We start from the raw sequence: 22,953 nt of genomic DNA, 5'->3' as shown, positions 1-22,953 counted from the left end.
CCGTCGAAGAAGGAGATTGAGTATGCGTTACAAGCGCGTGGCGGCGGTTGCCGCGGCGGCGACTCTGGCGCTCGGCCTGTCCGCCTGCGGTGGCGACAGCGACGACGAGGGCACCGGCGCCGGCAGCAAGGACTTCGCGGCCGGCAGCACCATGGAGCGGCTGTACAAGGCCCAGAAGATCAAGGTCGGCACCAAGTTCGACCAGCCGGGCTTCGGCCAGAAGGGCCTGTCGGGCAAGCCGGAGGGCTTCGACGTCGAGGTCGCCAAGCTGATCGTGAAGGCACTCGGCATCCCCGAGGACAAGATCGAGTACGTCGAGACGCCGTCGAAGGTCCGCGAGGACGTCATCGTGAACGGCACCGTCGACCTGGTCGCGGCCACCTACACGATCAACGACAAGCGCAAGGAGCGCATCGCCTTCGCCGGGCCGTACTACGAGGCCGGCCAGAACATCATGGTCCGCAAGGACGAGGCGGCCATCACCGGCCCCGACTCGTTCAAGGACGGCACCAAGAAGGTCTGCTCGGTCACCGGCTCCACCCCGGCCGAGGAGATCAAGAAGTACGTCAAGGACGTCGGCACCCAGCTGGTGCTCTTCGACACCTACGACAAGTGCCGCGACGCCCTGAAGGGCAAGCAGGTCGACGCCGTCACCACCGACAACGTCATCCTGCTCGGCTACATCGCCAAGGACGAGGCGTCCTTCAAGATGGCCGGCGACAACTTCACCAAGGAGCCCTACGGCATCGGTGTCAAGAAGGAGGACACCGACTTCCGTAACTTCATCAACGACACGCTCGACAAGGCGTTCCAGGACGGCAGCTGGAAGAAGGCGTGGGACGACACCGCCGGCAAGTTCGGCGCCACCCTGGGCGACCCGCCCGCCGTCAACCGCTACTGATCCGCTAGATCCGGAGGGTGGGGAGGAAACCGACCCGTGAATGTGCTCATCGACAAGTTCGACGTCTTCGCGGGCGGGTTCTGGCTCACCCTCCAGATCTGCTTTCTCGCCGCGATCGGCGCCCTGATCCTGGGCGCCGTCGTGGCGGTGCTGCGAATCTCGCCGGTGCCGCCGCTGCGCGCGGTCGGCACCACGTACGTGAACATCTTCCGTAACCTGCCGCTGACAGTGGTGCTGTTCTTCGCCGCGTTCGGCCTGCCGGCGCTGGGCTCCAACGCCGACTTCCTGCGTATCCCGGGCCTGGATTCGATCTTCAGCCGGCTCGGCACCGACCTGCCCTACTTCCGGTTCGGCCTGATCGCGCTGGTCCTCTACACCGCCGCGTTCGTCTGCGAGGCCCTGCGCTCCGGCGTGAACGCGGTGCCGCCCGGGCAGGCCGAGGCGGCGCGTTCGCTGGGCCTCACCTTCGGGCAGAACCTGCGGCACGTCGTGCTCCCGCAGTCCTGGAAGGCCTCGGTGGTGCCGCTCGGCTCGGTCATCATCGCGATGATCAAGAACTCCGCGCTCGTCGGTTTCTTCGGCGTGGTCGGTGACCTCTCGCAGACCGCCGATCAGCTCACCTCCGCCGGCGGCTACCCCTTCATTCCGGTGGCGATCGGCATCTCCGTCGGATACCTGATCATGACGGTCCCGCTCGGCGCCCTGCTGGACCGGATCGAGAAGCGACAGGCGGTGGCCCGATGAGCCAGCAGACCAGCGTCCTCTACGACGTTCCCGGGCCGCGCCAGCGACGCGTCACGCTCATCAGCAGCCTGGTCGCCGTCGTGGTGGTGCTGGCCGGCGCCTACCTGTTCATCTACCGGCCGCTTGCTGACAAAGGCCAGTTCTCGATGGAGCTGTGGGGGCCGCTGGTCGACCCCTCGAACGAGAACTTCCCGCTCGTCTGGGACCGGATCGGGTACGGCCTCAAGAACACCCTGATCGCCGCCGCGCTGGCCATCGTCTCGTCGCTCGTCGTCGGCACCCTGCTCGCCGTCCTGCGGATCCAGCTCAAGAGCCTGACCCGGCGGCGCTTCACCGGAGCCGCCGCACCTGTGGCGTACCTGCTGCGCGGGCTGAGCTGGGTGCTGGCCGCCGTGACCCGGGTCTGCGTCGAGGTGTTCCGCGGCCTGCCGGTCGTCATCACCATCTTCTTCGTGGCGCGCGGCTTCCCCGAGTTCGGCGCCTCGTTCGACAACCTCTGGTACCTCGTCATCGGCCTGACCATCTACAACTCCGTGGTCATCGCCGAGATCCTGCGCTCGGGCATGGAGGGCCTGCCCTCCGGGCAGGCCGAGGCGGCCTCGGCGATCGGGCTCTCCCCGTTCCAGACCACCGGGCTGATCCTGCTGCCGCAGGCCTTCCGGATCATGCTCCCGGCGCTGATCAGCCAGCTCGTGGTGGTGCTCAAGGACACCTCGCTGGGCTTCATCATCAGCTACGAGGAGACGCTCAACATCGGCAAGCAGATCATCGGCGTCCTGGGCAACCCGATCCAGGTGTACGTGGTGATCGCCGTGCTGTTCATCGCCATCAACTACTCGCTGTCGAAGCTGGCCCAGTACGTCCAGCACCGGCTCTCCCAGGGCCGCAAGAGCGCCGGCACCCCGGCGCCGGCCCCGCCACCGGCCGCGCTCACCTCGCAGGCCGAGGGTGCCGGCGGCGTCTGACCCGCCACACGTGAAAGGGCTGGCCGTTCACGGCCAGCCCTTTCGTGTTCCCCGGTCTAGCGGGCGATCTCGGTGACCCGGGACTCGCGCACCACGGTCACCCGGATCTGACCCGGATAGGTCAGCTCCTCCTCGATCTGCTTGGCCACGTCCCGCGCCAGCACCGCCGCGCCGATGTCGTCCACGTCGTCGGGCTTGACCATCACCCGGATCTCCCGGCCCGCCTGCATGGCGAAGACCTTCTCCACGCCCAGCTTGCCGGCCGCGATCTCCTCGATCCGCTCCAGCCGCTTCACGTACGCCTCGAGGCTCTCCCGCCGCGCGCCCGGCCGCCCGCCCGAGCAGGCGTCCGACGCCTGCGTCAGCACCGCCTCGATGGTCTGCGGCGGCACCTCGTTGTGGTGCGCCTCGATGGCGTGCACCACGTCCTCGCTCTCGCCGTACTTGCGGGCCACGTCCGCGCCGATGATGGCGTGGCTGCCCTCCACCTCGTGGGTGAGTGCCTTGCCGATGTCGTGCAGGAACGCGCACCGCTTGATCGTCGGCACGTCCAGCCGCAGCTCGGCCGCCATCACGCCGGCGATGTGCGCGGTCTCCACCAGGTGCTTGAGCACGTTCTGCCCGTACGAGGTGCGGTAGCGCAACCGGCCCAGCAGCGTCACCAGTTCCGGGTGGATCTCGGTGATGCCGACCTCGACCAGCGCGTCCTCGGCGGCCCGGTGGCACAGCTCCTCCACCTCCTGCCGGGCCAGGTCGTAGACCTCCTCGATCCGGTGCGGGTGGATCCGGCCGTCCAGGACCAGCTTCTCCAGCGTGACCCGGCCGACCTCCCGGCGTACCGGGTCGAAGCAGGACAGCAGCACCGCCTCGGGCGTGTCGTCGATGATCAGGTTGACGCCGGTGACCGACTCGAAGGCACGAATGTTGCGCCCCTCCCGGCCGATGATGCGCCCCTTCATCTCGTCACCGGGCAGGTGCAGCACGCTGACCACGCTCTCCGCGGTCTGCTCGCTGGCGACCCGCTGGATGGCGTCCACCACGATGTTGCGGGCGCGCTGCTCGGCGCTGCCCCGCGCGTCCGCCTCGATCTCCCGGACCAGCAGCGCGGCCTCCCGCTTCGCCTGCCCCTCGATCGACTCGACAAGCTCGGCGCGGGCCGCGTCGGCGGTCAGGCCGGCCACCCGCTCCAGCTCCCGGCGGCGCTGCTCCTCCACCTCGGTCAGCGTCCGCTCCCGCTCGGCCAGGGCTGCCTCCCGGGCGGCGAGCGCCGCGGTGGCGGCGGTGAGCTGCCGTTCCCGCTCGGCCAGCCGCTCCACCTCCTCGGTGTGCAGCCGTTCCCGCTCGTCCATCCGGGCGGCCCGGCGTTCCACCTCGGCCGCCTGCTCCCGGGTGGTGGCGGCCAGCACCGCCACCTCACGCTCGCCGCTGCGCCGCGCGGTGGCGCGCAGCTGCTCGGCGTCCGCCTCGGCCTGCTTGTGCGCGCGCTCCAGCACGGTGTCCGCCTCGGCGCGGGCGTCGTCGAGCACCCGCCGCGCCTCGGCCCGGGCCGCCTTCGCCTCCGCCTTCGCGGCGGCCGCCTCGGCCCGCGCCGCCGCGGCCGCGGACTTCGCCACGTCGATGGTGCTGTTGGCCTCGCTGGCGGCGGTCCGCAGCGCCGCGAGCGACTGCTCCTGCCGGTCCTTCTCCGCGATGAACGCCGGATCCTCCGGCGCGGGCGCCAGGCTGAGCCGCTTGAGGGTACGCACGCCGAACAGCACGGCGCCGACCACCACCACGACGAGCAGCAGCACCACCACGAGGAGAACGATGTCGAAGGCGCTCATCGAACCGCTCCGCCGGCCCGGCCGGCGTTGCCGGCTCGTCGATACCCGGTGGCCGGGCTGTCGCCCGCCGATGCGGGGTCGGGGCCGTGTGGCAGACCGCCGGTGAACCTGTGCCGCCCCGCCATGGCCGCCTCCCCCTGAACGTCGGCGCCGCAGGACGCGCGCGAAGGACACGCGCCTGCGGCTCTGTACGCCCGACCAGAGCGGCTGGTTCTGGGCAGCTTTCCGTCGGCGGTGACCCGCGAGGGGCACCGCTGGCGGCCGGTTGCAGTTGTCGGAGGCCCCGAAAGGTTCCGGAGCTTCCGTCAAGGGCCGGTGTAGCTGGCCAAAGTGATGCTGTTCTGTTACGAGATCTATGTTGTGCGCTTAGCCTGCGCTGGTCGGGCAAAGTGAGCCTGTATGGCGAGGCTAGGTCGCGAGGGGCCGTTCGGTCAAGAAGTCATGATCAAACCACCCGGACGGAGAGAAGTTGCAGCGTCACTCAGTGGTGATCAGATGCCGGACAGGCCCGGACAAACCTCGCCGTCCGACACCGCCCCTCGCCGCTCCCGACCTGCTCAGGCCACCTCCCCCATCGACGCCGCGCACCACTCCCCCGCACGATCATGAGGTTGACGGGCGCGATCATGAAGTTGGCCTGGACAAAACGGACGGCAAGTGCCGTCAACTTCATGATCAACGGGGCAGGGGCGGTCGGGGTGGGTGGGTCAGTGGGCGGGTCAGTGGGGGGCGAGGGTGCGGGCTGTGGTTACCAGGGTGGCGTTGTCGGGGGCCTGGGTGCCGTCGGGCAGCAGCAGCGTGTCCTCCAGGCCGATCCGGGTGTGCAGACCCCGGCGGACCGCCTCGGCGTAGACCGGCCAGGTGGCGGGCCCCTCGCCGTGCAGCAGCACCGGCGGGCGCTGGTCGGGCAGCGCGGCGAGGATCGCCGCCGCGTCGGCGAGCGCCGTCTCGACCTGTTCGTCCATGCACTCGACCAGGATCCGCCCGGTGGGCGCGGACCAGCGGCGCCAGGCGTCGACCGCAGACGGTGTCCACAGGCCCGCCTCGACCATCACGCCACGCTCGTGCAGGGCGGCGGCGACCTGGGCCGCTCCGGGTTCGTGGGCGTTGACCGAGGCGAAGTCGGGCAGCACCGTCCAGGCGCGGACGGCGGCGACCCGCTCGGCCGGGTCCGGGACGATCCAGGCGCCGGTGCTCACGCCCACCGGCAGGCCGGGACGGGAAGCCCGGATGGCGGTAACCGCAGCGGCGATCACCGCCGGGTGGAGCGACTCGGCGCCGGTGTCGTCGCGCGGGTGCACGTGCACCGCCGCCACCCCGGCGGCCGCGCAGCGCACCGCGTCGGCGGCCAGTTCGGCCGGGGTGAGCGGCACGGCGGGGTGCTCGTCCCGCCGCCGGGTGCCGTTGAGACATGCCTTCAGCACGGTGTGCGCCTCCCCTCGGGACGGCGGCCGCGACACCGACCGCCGGTCGGTCAGTCGGTCGGTCGACGGCCGGCCGGCGGTCGGTCAGTCGAGCCGGCGGGAGTCGAGATCGTGCTCGGCGTCGGCCATCGCGTCGGCGTCGATGTGCTCGGCGAACTCGGCCGCCTCGGCACTCTGCGCGGCCAGCGCGTCCTTCACCGCCCGGATCGCCACCCCGGCCGGATAGCCCTTGCGCGCCAGCATGCCGACCAGACGCCGGAACACCGCGTCCGGCTCACCCCGGGTGCTGCGCAGTTTGCGGTCCACCAGGGCACGGGCGGTCTCCGCCTCGGTCTCCTCGTCCAGGTCGTCCAGGGCAGCGCCGGCCACCTCGCCGTCGACGCCGCGCTGGCGCAGCTCGTTGGCGAGCGCCCGGCGGGCCAGCCCACGACCGTTGTGCCGGCTGCTCACCCAGGCACGGGCGAAGGCCGCGTCGTCGACGATGCCCACCTCGTCGTACCGGTCGAGGACCTGCTCGGCGACCTCCTCGGAGATGCCGCGCCGGGCCAGCGCGCCGGCCAGCTCGGCCCGGGTACGCGGGCGCACCGCGAGCTGCCGAAGGCAGATCTCCCGGGCCAGCTCGGCCTCGTCGCGCGGCGGAGCCGGAGCCTCCCCTGCGTCGGACTCCGCCGCGCGATCACGGCGTCCCCGGCGGGGCCGGGGCGTACCTGTGGCGTCGCCCGTACGGAGAGGGCTGGCATCCCAGCCCCGGCCCGTACGGGCGCGTCGTCCTGCCACGGGTCAGCGGATCAGAAGTCGACCGGCGGCAGTTCCGGGCCACCGGCGGCGTCGCCGGCACCACCGGTGCCGACGCCGAGCTTCTCCAGGATCTTCTTCTCGATCTCGGCCGCCACGTCCGGGTTCTCGCGGAGGAACTCGCGGGCCTTCTCCTTGCCCTGGCCCAGCTGGTCGCCGTCGTAGGTGTACCAGGCGCCGGACTTGCGGATGATCGCCTGCTCCACGCCGACGTCGATCAGCGAGCCCTCGCGGGAGATGCCCTTGCCGTACATGATGTCGAACTCGGCCTGCTTGAACGGCGCGGCGACCTTGTTCTTCACGACCTTGACCCGGGTGCGGTTACCGACCACGTCGGTGCCGTCCTTGAGGCTCTCGATGCGGCGCACGTCGAGCCGGACCGAGGCGTAGAACTTCAGCGCCCGACCACCGGTGGTGGTCTCCGGGCTGCCGAACATCACGCCGATCTTCTCGCGGAGCTGGTTGATGAAGATCGCGGTGGTGCCGGTGTTGTTGAGCACACCGGTGATCTTCCGCAGCGCCTGGCTCATCAGCCGGGCCTGGAGGCCGACGTGGCTGTCGCCCATCTCGCCCTCGATCTCGGCGCGCGGCACCAGGGCCGCCACCGAGTCGATCACGATGATGTCGATCGCGCCGGAGCGGACCAGCATGTCGGCGATCTCCAGCGCCTGCTCGCCGGTGTCCGGCTGGGAGACCAGCAGGGCGTCGGTGTCGACGCCGAGGGCCCGCGCGTACTCCGGGTCGAGCGCGTGCTCCGCGTCGATGAACGCGGCGATGCCGCCGGCCCGCTGGGCGTTCGCGACCGCGTGCAGCGCGACCGTGGTCTTACCGCTGGACTCCGGACCGTAGATCTCGACCACTCGGCCGCGGGGCAGACCGCCCACGCCGAGCGCCACGTCGAGCGCGATGGAGCCGGTCGGGATGACAGCCGTCTGCACGACGGGCCGCTCCCCCAGCCTCATCACCGAACCCTTGCCGAACTGCTTGTCGATCTGAGCGAGAGCAAGGTCGAGCGCCTTCTCCCGGTCAGGCCCTGCTGCCATCGTTGCCACCCCTGCCTTCGCCGGCGTCTTTCCTGAGCTTCGCGTCACGCGGGACACGCTAGGCGCTGGGTCCGACAGAAAACCAGCCGACGGGCCGTGAGCTGTGGACGAGCACCCCGCTGTGGACAATAGCCGAACAGGTGTACGACTGGGCAAGCGACACGCGGGATCGATGAAAAGGCTGCTCAGCGTAGTCGGGCGGGCACCCGGTCGGGGTACGCGGCGACCACGGCGCGCCACACCACGTGCGTTTGCTCACCGGCCGCGAGCGCCTGCTCGATGGTCCGCCCACCGAGCTGGGACAGCACCTGGTCCCGGGCGATGCTGGCCGCGTAGCCGGGCCCGAACGCCTCCTCGAGCCGCGTCCAGAAGTCGGTCAGCCGCACGTGTTCAGTCCTCCTCGTCGAGTGGCGCCGGGCCGGGACGGCGCAGCGCCAGCGCCACCAGCGGCACCACGGCGATCGCCGCCAGCAGGGTGAGCGTCGGGTACCCCACGGCCCGCATCACGAACCCGCTCGCCGCCGCCGCGCCCGCCCCGGCCAGCCCCATGAGCAGGTCGGACAGCCCCTGCACACCGGGCCGGTCGGCGGTCGGCACCGACTCCGACAGCAGCGTCGAGCCCGCCACCATCGTGCCCGACCAGCCCAGCCCGAGCAGCGTCAGCCCCACCGACAGCGGCGCCGTGTGGTGCCCGGCGGTGCCGGAGACCGCGCACGCCGCCAGCAGCAGCGCCACCCCGCCGAGGATCACCGGCCGCCGGCCCACCCGGTCGGTGAGCCACCCCACCACCGGCGACAGCGCGTACATGCCGGCGATGTGCAGGCTCAGCACCAGGCCGACCACCGGCAGCACGTCCTCGTCGGAATGCCACTCGCCGAGGTGCACCGGGGTCATCGACATGACAGCGACCATCACCAGGTGCCCCACCGCGACCGCGGCGATGCCGAGGCGGGCGGCCGGCCGCCCGCGTACCGTGCGCCACGCGGCGACCATGCCACCGCGGCGGGTGACCGCCGGCGCGGCGCCCGGCGCCGGCTCGGCCGCCGCCAGCCGGCGCGCGGTGAGCAGCGGGTCCGGCCGCAGCAGGACCAGGAGTACGACGGCGGTCAGCGTGAACGCGACGGCGCTGAACGCGAACGGGCCGGACAGCGCCGGCAGGCCCCAGCCCCGGGTGGTGTCGTCGGCGAGCGCGGCGAAGTTCGGCGCGGCCACCGCGCCGATGGTGGTGGCCCACACGACCAGCGAGAGCTGCCGCCCCCGGCGCTGCGGCTCGGCCAGGTCCACCGCCGTGTAGCGGGCCTGGAGGTTGGCCGCCGTGCCGCCACCGAACAGCAGCATGCCGACGAAGAGCAACGGCACCAGGCGCGTCACGGTGGCGACCACCACCAGCACGCCGCCGACCGCGCCGACCGCGTACGCGAGAACCAGGCCCGGTCGCCGGCCACGCGCGGCCATGAGCCGGGTGACCGGGATGGCGAGCAGCGCGGCGCCGACCACCCCGGCGCTCTGCGCGAGCCCGGCCAGGGCGGTGCCGGCGACCCGGGCGGCGAGCAGCGCGCCCACCGAGATGCCGATGGTGACGCCGATGCCGCCGATGATCTGGGTGAGGAACAGCAGCCGGACGGTACGCCGCTGGATGCCGGCGACGTCGGGCCGGGGCGGGGCCGGCGCGGTCAGGTCGGTGGACATGCGCGCTCCTGGTGGGACGGGTGCCCCATCCTCCCGCACCGGCCCGCCCGGCCGGCACCCGGTTTCGCTACAGGCCGAGGCCCCGGCCGATGATCTCCTTCATGATCTCGGTGGTGCCGCCGTAGATGGTCTGCACGCGGCTGTCCAGCCACGCCTTCGCCACCGGGTACTCCGCCATGAAGCCGTAGCCGCCGTGCAGCTGCACGCACCGGTCGGCCACCTTGGTCTGCAGCTCGGTGGTCCACCACTTGGCCTTCGCCGCGTCGGTCACCGACAGGCGGCCCGCGTTGAACTCGGCGACGCAGTGGTTGACGAACGTGCGCGCGATGGTGACCTCGGTGTCCAGCTCGGCCAGCAGGAACCGGTTGTGCTGGAACCGGCCGATCGGCCGCCCGAACGCCTCCCGGGAGCGGGCGTACTCGATGGTGAGCGCGAGCAGCTTCTCGCAGGCCGCCACCGCGGCGACGGCGATGCTCAGCCGCTCCCGGGGCAGGTTGGCCATCAGGTGGTAGAAGCCGTGGTTCTCGGTGCCGATCAGGTTCTCCGCTGGCACCCGGCAGTCGTCGAAGAACAGCTCGGCGGTGTCGTTGGCCTTCAGGCCGACCTTGGCCAGCCGGCGGCCCCGGCTGAAACCCGGCGTGCCGCTCTCCACCACGACCAGGCTCACCCCGTGGGCGCCCTGGTCCGGCGCGGTCTTGACCACCACGACCACCAGGTCGGCCATCTCACCGTTTGTGATGAAAGTCTTCTGCCCGTTGAGGACCAGGCTGTCGCCGTCACGGACCGCGCCGGTGCGGATGCCGGCCAGGTCGCTGCCCGCGCCCGGCTCGCTCATCGCGATCGCGGTGACCAGGTCGCCGGAGCAGAAGCCCGGCAGCCAGCGCTTGCGCTGGTCGTCGGTGGTCAGCTCGGTCAGGTACGGCGCGACCACGTCGTTGTGCAGCCCGAATCCGAGGCCCGAGCACCCGGACGCGACGATCTCCTCGTCGAGCACCGCGTTGAACCGGAAGTCGCGCTGCCCGCCGCCGCCGTACTCGGGGTCGACGTCGGGGCCGAGCAGCCCGGCCGCGCCGGCGGCCCGCCACACCTCCCGGTCGACGATCCCGTCGGCCTCCCAGCGCTCGTGGTGCGGCACCGCCTCCCGGGTCAGGAACCGGCGGCACAGGTCACGGAACTCGTCGTGGACGGGTTCGTAGAGATGCTGCTCCATGCCGGCAAGTCTGGCACCGCTCACCCGCCCCGGACAGGGGCGAGCGCCGCTCGCAGCCGGCGCTCCCGCCAGCCGGTGCGTACGGCCACCGCCAGCACCACGACCAGGGCGAGCCCGAACCCGGCAGCGGTCGCTTCCCACCCGATGCGGACCGCGAGCACGATCAGCGGGCCGAGCAACACGACGCCACCGGCCGCCCCGAACAGCGCGCCCCGGCGTATCGCGGCGAGGTTGTCCGCCACCGCCGCACGCCCCTCCTCGTCGGCGGGCGGTTCGCCCCGCCGCAGCGCGGTCTCGGCGATCGCCCAGGCGGCGGCCCGCTCCGCCTCGGCGCCGCGTGGTTTCTGAAGCCAGTTCACCCCGAAGAACATGAACCCGTAAATCACCGCGCCCAGCCCGGCGCGGACCACCGCGACCTGCACGGACCCGTCCCGCTCCCAGAGCCGGATGGCCAGCCACACGGCTCCGGAGAACGCCATGGAGGTCACGTAGGGGCCGGGAGCGCCGAACCGGAGAAGCTCCACGCGAGGCCGGGGTTCCGCCATGCCGGAGCCGTACCCACACGCACCGTTGGGCAATCCTCTATGGAGGGTGGCGACCGGGCGAAGCGCAGGCCAGGATGGCCGGATGGGCACACTCACGGGGAAACAGGTCGCCGAGGCCGGGCTGGACGGGTGGACGTACCTGCTGGGGGCGTTGCAGACGCGCATCCGTACCCCCGATTTCGCGGCCGGGCTGGCGTTGGTGGCCGCGGTGGGCGCGGAGGCCGAGCGGGTCGATCATCATCCCGATCTGGACCTGCGCTACACCCACGTGGACGTGCGGCTGTGGTCGCACGACGCGGGTGGGGTGACGCAGCGTGACCTGCGGCTGGCCCGGTTCGTCTCGGGGCTCGCCGCGGACTCCGGGCTGACCCTGTCGGCCGCCGGGCTGGCCCGCCTGGAGCTCGCGCTCGACACCCCGGAGCACGCGGCGGTGCTGCCGTTCTGGCGGGCGGTGCTGGCGCCTGGCGCGCCGCCCGGCCCGGGCGCCGACGAGGTACGCGACCCGGACGGCGCGCTGCCCACGGTCTGGTTCCAGCGCTCCGGCCGGGACGAGCCCCGGCAGCGGTGGCATCCGGACGTGTGGGTCGACCCGGCCGAGGTGGACGCGCGCATCGCCGCCGCGCTGGCGGCCGGCGGGACGCTGGTCAGCGACGCGGAGGCGCCGAGCTTCTGGGTGCTGGCCGACCCGGACGGCAACCGGGTGTGCCTGTGCACCTGGCAGCAGCGCGCCTGACTCAGCGCAGCGCCTTGGCGGCCACCTTCAGGTCGGCGACCAGGCCCTCGTACGCGACGTCCTGGTTGTCGGCGCGCAGCACCGCCGACGGGTGGATGGTGGCGAGCAGCCGGGCCGCCGGGGCGTCGGCGACCGCGCCCGTCCGGTCCACCGGCACCCGTTCGAAGTCCTCCGGGCGCTGGGCGGCGGCGGGCCAGGGCAGCAGCTCGCCGCGTTGCTTCGTCACCCGGAAGCTCGGGCCGAGCAGCGCCTTGGCGGCGGTGGCGCCGAGCACCACCACGATCTCCGGGCGCAGCCGGGCGAACTCGGCGACCAGCCAGGGCCGGCAGGCGGTGACGTGCACCCGGTCCGGGGTCTGGTGGATGCGCCGCTTGCCGCGCAGCTCGAACCGGAAGTGCTTGACCGCGTTTGTGAGGTAGATCTGGGCGGGGTCGAGCGCCGCGTCGTCGACGGCCTTGCGCAGCAGCCGCCCGGCCGGGCCGACGAACGGCAGGCCCTTCTGGTCCTCGATGTCGCCCGGCTGTTCGCCGACGAAGACCACGCGCGCGTGCTCGTCGCCGCGGCCGAAGACGGTCTGGGTGGCGTCCCGGTACAGCTCGCAGCCCCGGCAGTCGCCCGCCGCGGCGCGCAGTTCGTCGATGGTGTCCGCCGACGGCGGGATGAACTCCTGCGCTCCGGGTGCGCTCTCGGTCTCGGCCATGCCGATCGTTCTACCCCGTCCGGCGGCGCGCACGCGAGTGGCCCGCCGCGCTCGCCCGGAGGTGTTAAGAAGGGGCCCTTCCTATACCGAATGCGTTAAGAAGGGGCCCTTCCTTCCGGCGGTGAGCGCGTCGGCGAGCGCGGGGATGTCGGCCTCGTCCAGCGCGCTCACCGAGACGCGCACGGCGGGGTCGGCCGCGATCCGGTAGAGCCGGCCGGGCGCCACGGCCCATCCGGCGTCGCGCAGCGTCGTGACCGTCACCGTTTCGTCGGGCACCGGCACCCAGACGTTGATCCCGGTACGCCCGTGCGCGGCCACCCCGCGCGCGGCAAGCGCGGCCACCAGCCCGTCGCGCCGCCGGTCGTAGCTGTCCGCCGCGCGCCGTACCAGCCCGGCGGTGGCCGGGTCGCGCCAGAGCGACACGACCAGCCGTTGCAGCACCGTGGACACCCAGCCGGCGCCGACCCGCGCCCGGCCGGCCACGCGGGCCACTGTGGCCTCGTCGCCGGCCAGCACCGCGAGCCGCAGGTCGGGCCCGTAGGGCTTGCTCACCGACCGGACGAAGGCCCACGCCGGTGTCGCCCCGGCGAGCGGATGCAGGGGTACGCGGGCCAGCTCGGCGGCGTGGTCGTCCTCGATCAGCAGCAGGTCGGCGCGGCCGTCCAGCAGTGTCCGCAGCGCGTCGGCACGGTCGGTGGAGACGGCCGCGCCGGTCGGGTTCTGCGCCCGGCTGGTCACGACGAGCGCCCGGACCCCGGCGGCCAGCGCCGCGCGGACGCCGCCGACTGTGGGGCCGTCGTCGTCCACCGGCACCCCGACGGTACGCAGCCCGAGCGCGGCGATCAGGTCGAGCAGGTTGGCCCAGCCCGGGTCCTCCACCGCCACCGCGTCGCCGGGGCGCAGGTGGGCGGCGAGCAGCCGTTCGATGCCGTCGAGCGCGCCTCCGGTGACTGTCAGCTCGCCGGGCGGCACCCCGTCCGCGGCGAGCCGGTCCCTCGCCAGGGCGGCCAGGTCGGGCAGCACGGCGTCGGTGGCGTACCCGCCGGGGGGTCCGATGTCGGCGGCGAGCGCGGCGAGGTGCGGCCCGAGCGGGGGCAGCAGCCGGGGGTCGGGCTGGCCGGCGGAGACGTCGCGACCGCCGGGCAGCGGCGGGGGCAGCAGCGCGGCGCGGCGGGCGGCCACCGGTGGGCGGGGGCGGACCCGGGTGCCGTGCCGGCCGGCGGTCGCGACCAGGCCACGTTGCCGCAGTTCCTGGTACGCCTTCGCGACGGTGGCCGGGCTGACGCCGAGGTCGGCGGCGAGAGCCCGGACGGCGGGCAGGGCGTCGCCCGGGGCGAGCGCGCCGCTGCGGATGCCCGATTCGACGCTGGCCGAAATCGCGGCGGAGGTCGAGCCGGTGACCTGATAATGTGCTGCCACAGTTTTGGAATTGTACTAGAACAAAGGTGGGATGTCACATGTACCCTCCGACCCCCCGCACCACGGCCAGCCGCGTCCGCGACCGGATGCGCTACGACGCGGCCACCGCGCACGCGCTGCTCGACGAGGCGTACCACTGCGCGCTGTCGTTCACCGTCGACGGCGAGCCGCGCGTCCTGCCGACCCTGCACGTGCGCGTCGGCGACACGCTCTACCTGCACGGCTCCACCGGCAGCCGGCCACTGCTGGCCGCCCGGGGCGAGGCCGGGCTGCCGGTCTGCGTCGCCGTCACCCACCTCGACGGGCTGGTCTACGCGCGGTCGCAGTTCCACCACAGCGCCAACTACCGGTCCGTGGTGGCGCACGGCACCGCCCGGCTGGTCGAGGACACGGACGAGAAGGCGGCGGTGATGACCGCGCTGATCGAGAAGGTGGCCACCGGGCGCTCCGCCGAGAGCCGCCCGCCGAACCGGCGCGAGCTGGCCGAGACGGCGGTGCTGGCGCTGCCGCTGCGGGAAGTGTCGGTACGGGTGCGCACCGGCGGCGTCAACGACGAGCCGGCCGACGAGGCGCTGCCGTACTGGGCCGGTGTGGTGCCGCTGCGGCTCACGCCGGGCCGCCCCGAGCCCGCCCCCGGGGTGAGCGCGCCGGTGCCGGCGTACCTGCGGGCGGCCCGCTCGCCGTGGCACGAGCCGGCGGTGCTGCGCGGCGAGCACGCGGTGCTGGAGCCGCTCGACCTCGCCCACGCCGACGAGCTGTACGCCGCCACCGACGACCCGCAGGTGTGGCAGCACCTGGGCGGTACGCGGCCGGCCGACGCCGACGAGATGCGCCAGGTTGTCGCCAGTTACCTGGACGCGCAGGAACGCGGCGAGCAGGTGTGCTGGGCGCAGCACTGCGCCACCACCGGCGCGGTCATCGGCACCACTTCGTACTACGAGATCGACCCGGTCCGCCGGTCGCTGGCGATCGGCTACACGTGGCTGGGCCGCCCCTGGTGGCGTACCGGCGTCAACACCGAGGCGAAGCTGCTGCTGCTGGGCCGCGCCTTCGACGAGCTGGACGCGGTGCGCGTGGTCTGGCACACCGACATCCGCAACGAGCGCTCCCAGCGGGCCATCGAACGGCTCGGCGCGAGCCGGGAGGGCGTACTGCGGCAGCACAAGCAGCGCGCCGACGGCTCCTGGCGGGACACCGTGCAGTACTCCATGCTCGCGCAGGAGTGGCCGAGCGCACAGGCCAGCCTGCGGGAACGTCTTCGCGCGGCGGCCCCCGTGGCGTCATGATGTCCGGCGTGCTGGGGATCACCGACATCTGGACGTACGTGCTGGGCACCGTGGCGATCGTGCTGCTGCCCGGACCGAACTCGCTCTTCGTGCTGGCCACCGCCGCCCGCCGGGGCGTGGCCACCGGTTACCGGGCCGCGGCCGGGGTGTTCGTCGGCGACGCGGTGCTGATGTTCCTCTCCGCCGCCGGGGTGGCCTCGCTGCTCCAGGCGTACCCGCCGCTCTACCTGGTGATCAAGTACGCCGGCGCGGCGTACCTCGGGTGGCTGGGGCTGGCCATGCTGCGCGGCGCGTGGCGGCGCTGGCGCGACCGCAACGACCCGGCCACGCCGCGCCTGATCGACGAGGTCGAGCCGGCCGGGCCGCAGGAGCCGTTCCGGCGGGCGCTGGTGATCAGCCTGCTCAACCCGAAGGCGATCCTGTTCTTCGTCTCGTTCTTCATCCAGTTCGTCGACCCCGGGTACGCCTGGCCGGCGCTGTCGTTCCTGCTGCTCGGGCTGATCGCGCAGGTCGCCAGCGCGCTCTACCTGACCGCGCTGATCTTCACCGGCACGTTCCTGGCGGCCCAGTTCCGGCAGCGCCGTCGGCTGGCCGCGACCGGGACCACGGCGGTGGCGATGCTGTTCCTCGGCTTCAGCCTCAAGCTCGCCGCCGGCTGAGGTGTAAGGAAGGGCCCCTTCTTAACGCCTCCGGCATAGGAAGGGCCCCTTCTTAACAAGATCACGTGCCGTCGCCCCCACCGCCACCGCCACCGCCGCCGATGCCCGCGCCGCCGGCCGTGCCGCCGAGCCCGTAGCCGGGCGCGACCGGCCGGTCGGGCGGGCGGCTGACGTGCGCCGACTCGCGGATCGTGGCCGACCAGTCGGCGTGCGCCGCCGCTGCCGCGTGCCGGTCGATGGCGTGCCGCAGCCAGCCGTCCACAGTCGCCACCCAGTCCCGCTGGTCCGCACCGGCGTGCCAGATCCGGAACCGGCTGATGCTCTGGTGGGTGATCCCGGCCAGGGAGAGCCGCCGATCCAGCCAGAGCAGCACCTCCATGCCGGCCGAGTCGGTCAGCATGATCATTTCGAGTTCGGTCATCGGGCCGGCGTAGAGCGGGGCGGCCCAGAAGCCGTACCACTGCTGGAACGGCAGCGTCTGCTCCACCCCCGGCAGGCGTCCCTCGCGCAGCCCGGCCTGCCGGATCGCGAAGCCGAGCGTGTCCAGCGCGGCGAGCACGTGCTCCTGGGAGGGCAGCGGGTGGATCAGCACCGGCACCATCGCGCCCTGGTCGACCTCCGGATCCACCGACACCTCGGTACGCAGCCCGGTACGCAGGCTCAGCAGCGGCACCCCGCCGTACGTGGTCACCGGCGACTCCCACGGCAGCGGCACGGCGAACTCGACGGCGCGCCGTCGTCCGGCCGGCACCACGAACCGGCCCGCGATCGTCCACGTCTGGAACTGCACCAGGCGGCGCGGCGCCTCCGGGTCCTCCGGTTCGACCTGGGTGACCAGGCCGAGCCGGATGTGCCGGACCGGTACGTCCGATCCGCCGGCGCTGAGCGTCACCCGGCCCGGCAGGCGCAGGCCCGGCCGGGTGCTCGGATTGGGCAGGGTGGTGCTCACGGAGAGCCCGGTCCAGGCGGAGTCCCGCGACACCCCGGTCAACCGCATGCCGGGGCATTCCCGCTGCCCGCCGGGCCATGCCCGACCGAAGCGGACGCCGGACGCCGGCTGCCGGGCGCCGGACGCCGGGTGCCGGACGCCGCAACGGACGCCGGCCCGGCGAGATGGTCTCCCACCTCGCCGGGCCGGTACGGATCATGACGGTCAGCGCATCCGGCGGCCTCGCGGCACCGGGTCGGTCTCGTCGTCGAACTCGCCGATGACCTCCTCCAGGAGGTCCTCCAGCGCGACGAACCCGATCGGCCGGGTCGGCCCGCCACCGTTGCTCACCAGCGCGAGCTGCGCCTGCTGCGCCCGCATGGCGGCCACCGCCTCGGTCACCGACGCCTCGGCCGGCAGCGTGAAGGCGTTGGTCATCAGCTCGTCCGCGGTCGCCGGGCGGCCGGTGGTGACGGCACGCACCGCCTCGCGTACGTGCACCAGGCCGCACACCTCGCCACCGGCGTCGACCACGGCGAGCCGGGACCGGCCGCTGTCGCGGGAGACGTGCTCGATCCGCTCGGCGGTCTCGTCGCGGCCCACCGTGACGATCCGGTCGAACGGCTCCATCACCTGCGCCACAGTGGTGCCCTGAAGCTCCAGCATGCTGCTGAGCAGCTGGTGCTGCTCGGCGCCGAGCAGCCCGTGCTCCCGGGACTGCTCCAGCAGGATGCGCAGCTCGTCCGGGCCGTGCACCTGGGCGAGCTGGTCCTGCTGCTGCACGCCGAACAGCCGCAGCATCGCGTTGGCGAGCCCGTTGAGCACGGAGAGCACCGGCCGGACGATCCGGGCGAAGGCCCGGAACGGCAGCGCCAGCAGCGTCGCCGAACGCTCGGCGTCGGTGATCGCCCACGACTTCGGGGCCATCTCGCCGACCACCAGGTGCAGGAACGTCACCAGGGACAGCGCGAACACCAGCGCCACCACGTGACTGGCCGCGGTGGGCAGGCCGACCGCGTGCAGCAGCGGGCTGATCAGCCGTTCGATGGCCGGTTCGGCCAGCGCGCCCAGACCCAGCGTGCACAGCGTGATGCCGAGCTGCGCGCCGGCCAGCATGAGGCTCAGCTCGCGGACGCCGTCGAGCGCCGCGCGGGCGGCCCGGCCGCCACCGGCGGCCGACTGCTCCAGCCGGTACCGCTTGGCCGCGACGAGCGCGAACTCGGCGGCCACGAAGAATCCGTTGAGCGCGAGCAGCACCACGGAGAAGAACAACGCGAACCCGGGGGTCATGCCGCTCCCTCCCCGGACACGTCGGCGGTGGACCGCAGCCGTACCGAGTCGGCCACGTGCCGGTCCACGGCAAGCACCTCGACCAGCACCCGCGGGCCCGAGGCCGGCTCGTCGCCGTCGGCGGCGACCGGGATCTCCAGCCGGTCACCGACCTCGGGCACCCGGCCCAGCTCCCGCATCACCAGACCGGAGAGCGTGTCGTACTCGGGCGCCTCGGGCAGCTCGATGCCGGTGCTGTCGGCGACCTCGTCGATGCGCCAGCGCGCGGGGACGACCCAGGAGCCGTCCTCCTGCCGTGCCGCGGCCCGGTCCGGCGGGTCGTCCTCGTCGCGGATCGGCCCGACCAGCTCCTCGGCCAGGTCCTCCAGCGTGATCACGCCGGCGAAGCCGCCGTACTCGTCGACCACGCAGGCGAGCTGCCGGTGCCCGGACCGCAGCCGGTCGAGCACCGTCGGCAGCGGCAGCGTCTCGGGCACCAGCAACGGGGGTACGGCCACCGCGTCGACCCGGGTGGTCGCGCGCTGCGCCGGGGGCACCCCGAGCACGTCGGCGATGCCGACCACGCCGATCAGGTCGTCGACGCCCTCGGCGCCGCGCACCGGGAACCGGGAGTGGCCGGTGTCCAGCAGCTCGACGATGCGGCTGACCGGCTCGTCGGCCCGCACGGTGTGCACGTCGACGCGGGGCACCATCGCCTCGCCGGCGGTCAGCTCCCGGAAGTCCAGGCCCCGGTCCAGCAGGTCGGACATCTCGGCGTCGAGGTGCCCCTCCTCCCGGGACTCGGCGATGATCTGCTCCAGGTCCTGCGGGGTGGCGCCGCTGGGCAGCTCCTCGATCGGCTCGATGCCGATGCGGCGGAGCAGCCGTACCGCGGCCCGGTCGAAGAGCGTGATCAGCGGGCCGGCGATCTTCAGGTACATCAGGGTGGACCGGGACAGCGCCCGGGCCAGCGGCTCGGCGCGGGCGATGGCCAGGTTCTTCGGGGCCAGCTCACCCAGGACCATCTGCACCACTGTGGCGATGACCAGGGCCAGCGCCACCGACAGCGGCAACGCCACCGCGCTGGAGATGCCGGTCAGGCCGAGCAGGTCGGCCAGCCCGGCGCCGAGGAACGGCTCGGCGACGTAACCGACGAGCAGGGCGGTCACGGTGATGCCCAGTTGGGCGCCGGACAGCATGAACGAGAGCCGCGCGGTGACCTCCAGGGCCCGGGCCGCGGCACGATCGCCACCGTCGGCGAGCTGCTTGAGCTTGCCCCGGTCCACGGCGACGTAACCGAACTCCTGGGCCACGAAGTAACCGGTGGCGGCGGTGAGCACGATGATGAGAAGGAGACCGACGAGGATCAGCACGGGAGGTTCAGTGCTCCCGGGGTCGTCGGGGAGGGAATTCGCCGGGTATGACCCGGCCGGCTACTGCTGCCCTCCGGGGCAGGAGAGTCGATCATGCGGCCCATTTTATCGGTACCGGCTGGACGTCCGCTGAGGGTGCCGGGAACCCTCCCCCACGTCCGGTTCACCGCCCGGCGAGCTCGTCCACGTCCAGCAGGCTCCGGTCGACCCGGCCGGACCGGTAGGCCGCCCGGCCGATCATCTGCGCGGCGACCGGCGCGGTGGAGAGCTGGAAGATCGCCACCAGGACCAGCATGCCCAGGTCCGAGGGGGTACGCAGACGCAGCGCCAGCCCGGCCAGCAGCAGCAGGACGCCCAGCACCTGCGGCTTGGTGGCCGTGTGCATCCGGTCCAGCACGTCCGGGAAGCGGACCAGCCCGATGCCGGCGATCAGCCCCAGCACCGCCCCGGCCAGCAGCAGGACCCCGCCCGCCCAGTCCGCGATCGTGCCGGCACTCATGCTTCGGCCCGGACCGCGAAGCGCACCAGCGACACCGAACCGATGAAGCCGAGCAGGGAGAGCACCACGAGCACGGGCAGCGTGGTGGCGTGCCGGTTCACGGCGGCCTCCGCCCCCACCGCGGCGAGCATAGCCGACAGCAGCAGGTCGGCGCCGACGACCCGGTCGAGCAGGGACGGGCCGCGGTAGATGCGGGCCAGGGCGAGCAGCGCGGTGGCCGAGAGCAGCACGGTGAGCGCGACGGCGAGCAGGACTGTCACGGGTGGTTCCTCCGTTCGGCGGGTTCGAGGTCGAGCCGGCGTACCTCGGCGGGAGATCCGATGGCGCGGACGATGCGCCGTTCGACGGCGAGCACGCGCTCGCGGCTGCCGGTGATGTCCTCGGGGCCGCGCACGTCGAGCACGTGCACGTAGAGCACGCCCGCGGCCCGGTCGACGTCGATGATCAGCGTGCCCGGCACCAGCGAGATCACCTCGGCGGTGAGCGCCAGGTTGAGGTCGGTACGCACGCGCAGCGGCACCGCGATGATGGCGCCGCGCGGGCGGTAACCGAAGCGCAGCGCCACGGCGGCCACGTGCAGGCTGGCGCTCACCAGCTCCGCGATGAAGGTGATCAGGAAGACCAGCAGCGCGCGGGGGCGGAACCGGCCGCCGAACGTGACCGGCGGCAGCGGGAAGAACAGCAGCACGGCCGCGCCGACCACCAGCCCGGCGATGAGGTTGCCCACTGACACGTCGCCCCACAGCAGCAGCCACGCGGCGACCAGCCAGCCGAGCGCGAGCGCCTGGTCGCGGCGCCGCCCACCCCGGCCCACCACCTGAATCGGCGCGTCGGGCTCGGGCGCGGCCCGGGGTACGCCCGTCGGCTCCCCGGTCGCGCCCCCGCCCGGGGGCAGGTCGTCGGTCATGGCACGTCCCGGGGCAGGACCGCCCGCACGTACGGGGTGCGTTCGCGCAGGTCGGTGGCCGCGTTCGAGGTGACCTGGAACAGCGGCCCGGCCGCCAGCGTGAACAGCACGCCGAGCGCGACCAGGGCGGTGGTGGCGCCGACCATCAGGCCGGGCAGCCGGGCCGGCACGGTGGTGGAGGCCAGCCGGGGCGCCCGCCAGAACGCGATGTTCCACACCCGGGAGGCCGCGTAGAGCGTGAGCAGGCTGGTCAGCGTGCCGGCCCCGACCAGCACGGCGGGCAGCGTCCCGCCCGCCGCCACGCCGGCCTGGAGCAGACCCAGCTTGCCGAGGAAGCCGGAGAACGGCGGGATGCCCGCCAGGTTCATCGCCGGGACGAAGAAGAGCACGCCGAGCATCGGGGCGACCCGCGCCAGCCCGCCGATACGGCGCAGGTCGGTGCTGCCCGCCCGCTCCTCGACCAGGCCGGCGACCAGGAACAGCGTGGTCTGGATGGTGATGTGGTGCACCACGTAGAAGATCGCCCCGGACAGGCCGGCGACGCTGCTCAGCGCCACCCCGAAGATCATGTAACCGATGTGGCTGACCAGCGTGAACGACAGCAGCCGCTTCAGGTCCGACTGGGCCACCGCGCCGAGGATGCCGACCACCATGGTCAGGCCGGCCACCACCATCAGCAGGCCGGCGACCTGGCCGCCGGGGAACAGCAGCGTCTCGGTGCGGATGATCGCGTACACGCCGACCTTGGTGAGCAGGCCGGCGAAGACAGCGGTCACCGGCGCGGGCGCGGTCGGGTAGCTGTCCGGCAACCACGCCGACAGCGGGAACACCGCCGCCTTGATCCCGAACGCGAGCAGCAGCATCAGTTGCAGCGTCAGGCGTACGCCCGACGGCAGCGCGTCCAGCCGGCCGGCGAGCTGCGCCATGTTCAGCGTGCCGGTGGCCGCGTACACCAGCCCCACCGCGGACAGGAACAGCAGCGACGACAGGATGCTGACCACCACGTACGTCGAGCCGGTGCGCAGCCGCACCTCGGTGCCGCCCAGCGTGATCAGCACGAAGCTCGCCGCGAGCAGGATCTCGAAGCCGACGAAGAGGTTGAACAGGTCCCCGGCCAGGAAGGCGTTCGTCACGCCCGCGGTGAGCACCAGGTACGTGGGGTGGTAGATGCTCACCGGCGCGGTCTCGCTGGTCTCCCCCCGGCCCTGGCCGATCGAGTAGAGCAGCACGCACAAGGTCACCGCTGAGGAGACCAGCACCATCAGCGCCGCCAGCTGGTCGGCCACCAGCACGATGCCCACCGGCGCCGGCCAGCCGCCCACCTGCACCACCACCGGCCCGAACCGGTACGCCTCGACCAGCAGCACCGCCGCCACCACCAGGACGCTGGACAGGCAGAGCACGCTTATCGACCGCTGCAGGCGGGGCCGCCCGGACAGCAGGAGGGTGAGCGCCGCGCCGAGCAGCGGCACCACCACCGGCAGCGGCACGAGCCCGCTCATGTCTCACCGTCCCGGCGCAGCCGCCGGCGGGCCGGCTCCGGGTCCACCTGCTCCGGGTCGTCGTCCGGGCCCTCGCCGCCGTGGTCCGCGGTCGACACCTCGTTGCTCTCGGCGAGCCGGACGATCTGCCGGTCCTCCAGGTCGTCCTGCACCTCGTCGTCGCCGCTGGTGTACCAGCTGCGGTACGCGACGGCGAGCAGGAACGCGGTCAGCCCGAACGTGATCACCACTGCGGTGAGCACCATGGCCTGGGGCAGCGCGTCGCTCATCTCACCCTGCGGGGAGGAGCCCACGAACGGTGCGGCGCCGGCTCGCCCGCCGAGCAGGATGAGCAGGTTCACGCCGTTGCCGAGCAGGATGATGCCGAGCAGGATCCGGGTCAGGCTGCGTTCCAGCAGCAACGTGACACCGGCGGCGACGAGCACCCCGACCGCCAGCACCAGCACCAGCGTCGGACCGGCCGCGCCCCTGGTCACTGAGCCACCTCTGTTCGCGACTGCGGGGCTCGCAAACCCGGCTCACTCCTCGCGCTCACGGGT

23 protein-coding genes and 1 pseudogene are annotated in these 22,953 nt (G+C 72.9%); 6 read left to right on the top strand and 18 right to left on the bottom strand.

What is annotated here, in order from left to right; translation table 11 throughout:
- Positions 1 to 22: 22 nt before the first annotated feature.
- The 3 genes from PVK74_RS28920 to PVK74_RS28910 are packed head-to-tail and all read left to right on the top strand — an operon-like array spanning position 23 to position 2,610.
- Entirely contained in the window at positions 23 to 901 is an 879-nt protein-coding gene (locus PVK74_RS28920) for a glutamate ABC transporter substrate-binding protein (protein ID WP_274477645.1), read from the top strand.
- A gap of 36 nt (positions 902 to 937) precedes the next feature.
- Positions 938 to 1,645 (top strand): amino acid ABC transporter permease, encoded by a 708-nt coding sequence (locus PVK74_RS28915; protein ID WP_043325733.1) that lies wholly within the window; start codon positions 938 to 940, stop codon positions 1,643 to 1,645.
- The gene (locus tag PVK74_RS28910) at positions 1,642 to 2,610 is read left to right on the top strand and encodes an amino acid ABC transporter permease (protein ID WP_043325734.1); all 969 of its coding nucleotides are present in this window, start codon (positions 1,642 to 1,644) and stop codon (positions 2,608 to 2,610) included. Before PVK74_RS28915 ends, PVK74_RS28910 begins: the two co-directional genes overlap by 4 nt.
- Before the next feature lie 56 nt (positions 2,611 to 2,666).
- Here PVK74_RS28910 and rny read toward each other — a convergent pair whose 3' ends face one another.
- The 8 genes and pseudogenes from rny to PVK74_RS28870 form a co-directional block, all read right to left on the bottom strand.
- Positions 2,667 to 4,433 carry a ribonuclease Y gene (rny, locus tag PVK74_RS28905; RefSeq protein ID WP_030504155.1) on the bottom strand — a complete coding sequence of 589 codons (1,767 nt, stop codon included), beginning with the start codon at positions 4,431 to 4,433 and terminating at the stop codon, positions 2,667 to 2,669.
- Between the two features lie 719 nt (positions 4,434 to 5,152).
- Positions 5,153 to 5,857 (bottom strand): 3-keto-5-aminohexanoate cleavage protein, encoded by a 705-nt coding sequence (locus tag PVK74_RS28900; RefSeq protein ID WP_274477644.1) that lies wholly within the window; start codon positions 5,855 to 5,857, stop codon positions 5,153 to 5,155.
- An 84-nt stretch (positions 5,858 to 5,941) separates the two neighbouring features.
- Positions 5,942 to 6,634, bottom strand: a complete 693-nt coding sequence (locus tag PVK74_RS28895; RefSeq protein ID WP_274477643.1) for a regulatory protein RecX — start codon at positions 6,632 to 6,634, stop codon at positions 5,942 to 5,944.
- Between the two features lie 11 nt (positions 6,635 to 6,645).
- Complete coding sequence (recA, locus tag PVK74_RS28890; protein ID WP_013284729.1) at positions 6,646 to 7,695, bottom strand: recombinase RecA; 1,050 nt, start codon at positions 7,693 to 7,695, stop codon at positions 6,646 to 6,648.
- Between the two features lie 185 nt (positions 7,696 to 7,880).
- Positions 7,881 to 8,081, bottom strand: coding sequence for a DUF3046 domain-containing protein (locus PVK74_RS28885; RefSeq protein WP_030504158.1), 201 nt, complete (start codon positions 8,079 to 8,081; stop codon positions 7,881 to 7,883).
- Positions 8,072 to 9,384, bottom strand: a pseudogene (locus tag PVK74_RS28880) (MFS transporter). The gene PVK74_RS28885 and the pseudogene PVK74_RS28880 overlap by 10 nt, the downstream one beginning before the upstream one ends.
- Positions 9,385 to 9,451: 67 nt before the next feature.
- Entirely contained in the window at positions 9,452 to 10,594 is a 1,143-nt protein-coding gene (locus PVK74_RS28875; RefSeq protein ID WP_043325741.1) for an acyl-CoA dehydrogenase family protein, read from the bottom strand.
- A gap of 20 nt (positions 10,595 to 10,614) precedes the next feature.
- Positions 10,615 to 11,073 carry a hypothetical protein gene (locus tag PVK74_RS28870; protein ID WP_210883310.1) on the bottom strand — a complete coding sequence of 153 codons (459 nt, stop codon included), beginning with the start codon at positions 11,071 to 11,073 and terminating at the stop codon, positions 10,615 to 10,617.
- A 148-nt stretch (positions 11,074 to 11,221) separates the two neighbouring features.
- On the opposite strand from PVK74_RS28870, the gene PVK74_RS28865 reads away from it, so the two are divergent.
- The gene (locus PVK74_RS28865) at positions 11,222 to 11,872 is read left to right on the top strand and encodes a 4a-hydroxytetrahydrobiopterin dehydratase (protein ID WP_209960438.1); all 651 of its coding nucleotides are present in this window, start codon (positions 11,222 to 11,224) and stop codon (positions 11,870 to 11,872) included.
- A 1-nt stretch (position 11,873) separates the two neighbouring features.
- Here the strand turns inward: PVK74_RS28865 and PVK74_RS28860 are convergent, their stop codons facing one another.
- Together PVK74_RS28860 and PVK74_RS28855 are read right to left on the bottom strand one after the other, a co-directional pair.
- The gene (locus PVK74_RS28860; RefSeq protein ID WP_166455483.1) at positions 11,874 to 12,572 is read right to left on the bottom strand and encodes a UdgX family uracil-DNA binding protein; all 699 of its coding nucleotides are present in this window, start codon (positions 12,570 to 12,572) and stop codon (positions 11,874 to 11,876) included.
- 81 nt (positions 12,573 to 12,653) lie between these two features.
- Positions 12,654 to 13,991, bottom strand: coding sequence for an aminotransferase class I/II-fold pyridoxal phosphate-dependent enzyme (locus tag PVK74_RS28855; RefSeq protein ID WP_274477642.1), 1,338 nt, complete (start codon positions 13,989 to 13,991; stop codon positions 12,654 to 12,656).
- A 38-nt stretch (positions 13,992 to 14,029) separates the two neighbouring features.
- On the opposite strand from PVK74_RS28855, the gene PVK74_RS28850 reads away from it, so the two are divergent.
- Together PVK74_RS28850 and leuE are read left to right on the top strand one after the other, a co-directional pair.
- On the top strand, positions 14,030 to 15,277 hold the full coding sequence (locus PVK74_RS28850; protein WP_274477641.1) for a bifunctional pyridoxamine 5'-phosphate oxidase family protein/GNAT family N-acetyltransferase: 1,248 nt from the start codon (positions 14,030 to 14,032) through the stop codon (positions 15,275 to 15,277).
- Positions 15,274 to 15,936, top strand: a complete 663-nt coding sequence (leuE, locus tag PVK74_RS28845; protein ID WP_043325749.1) for a leucine efflux protein LeuE — start codon at positions 15,274 to 15,276, stop codon at positions 15,934 to 15,936. The genes PVK74_RS28850 and leuE overlap by 4 nt, the downstream gene beginning before the upstream one ends.
- Before the next feature lie 61 nt (positions 15,937 to 15,997).
- Here the strand turns inward: leuE and PVK74_RS28840 are convergent, their stop codons facing one another.
- From PVK74_RS28840 to PVK74_RS28805, 8 genes are all read right to left on the bottom strand, one after another.
- Positions 15,998 to 16,933 carry a sporulation protein gene (locus tag PVK74_RS28840; RefSeq protein WP_274477640.1) on the bottom strand — a complete coding sequence of 312 codons (936 nt, stop codon included), beginning with the start codon at positions 16,931 to 16,933 and terminating at the stop codon, positions 15,998 to 16,000.
- A 156-nt stretch (positions 16,934 to 17,089) separates the two neighbouring features.
- Positions 17,090 to 18,154: a hemolysin family protein gene (locus tag PVK74_RS28835; protein WP_043325753.1), complete on the bottom strand. Its 1,065-nt coding sequence runs from the start codon at positions 18,152 to 18,154 to the stop codon at positions 17,090 to 17,092.
- A complete protein-coding gene (locus tag PVK74_RS28830; protein WP_043325755.1) occupies positions 18,151 to 19,506 on the bottom strand; it encodes a hemolysin family protein in 1,356 nt (451 codons plus the stop codon). The genes PVK74_RS28835 and PVK74_RS28830 overlap by 4 nt, the downstream gene beginning before the upstream one ends.
- A 163-nt stretch (positions 19,507 to 19,669) precedes the next feature.
- On the bottom strand, positions 19,670 to 20,005 hold the full coding sequence (gene mnhG, locus PVK74_RS28825) for a monovalent cation/H(+) antiporter subunit G (RefSeq protein ID WP_069089343.1): 336 nt from the start codon (positions 20,003 to 20,005) through the stop codon (positions 19,670 to 19,672).
- Positions 20,002 to 20,265: an MrpF/PhaF family protein gene (locus tag PVK74_RS28820; RefSeq protein WP_013284715.1), complete on the bottom strand. Its 264-nt coding sequence runs from the start codon at positions 20,263 to 20,265 to the stop codon at positions 20,002 to 20,004. The genes mnhG and PVK74_RS28820 overlap by 4 nt, the downstream gene beginning before the upstream one ends.
- A complete protein-coding gene (locus PVK74_RS28815; RefSeq protein WP_064447104.1) occupies positions 20,262 to 20,912 on the bottom strand; it encodes a Na+/H+ antiporter subunit E in 651 nt (216 codons plus the stop codon). Before PVK74_RS28815 ends, PVK74_RS28820 begins: the two co-directional genes overlap by 4 nt.
- Positions 20,909 to 22,414, bottom strand: coding sequence for a Na+/H+ antiporter subunit D (locus PVK74_RS28810; RefSeq protein WP_064447103.1), 1,506 nt, complete (start codon positions 22,412 to 22,414; stop codon positions 20,909 to 20,911). Before PVK74_RS28810 ends, PVK74_RS28815 begins: the two co-directional genes overlap by 4 nt.
- On the bottom strand, positions 22,411 to 22,890 hold the full coding sequence (locus tag PVK74_RS28805) for a Na(+)/H(+) antiporter subunit C (protein ID WP_043325764.1): 480 nt from the start codon (positions 22,888 to 22,890) through the stop codon (positions 22,411 to 22,413). The genes PVK74_RS28810 and PVK74_RS28805 overlap by 4 nt, the downstream gene beginning before the upstream one ends.
- Positions 22,891 to 22,953: the final 63 nt, after the last annotated feature.

Origin of the sequence: Micromonospora chalcea (assembly GCF_028768405.1) — a bacterium.
Taxonomy (GTDB): Bacteria; Actinomycetota; Actinomycetes; order Mycobacteriales; family Micromonosporaceae; genus Micromonospora; species Micromonospora chalcea.
The sequence above is the reverse complement of the archived record's forward strand: the minus strand, read 5'-3'. Positions and strand labels throughout refer to the sequence as shown.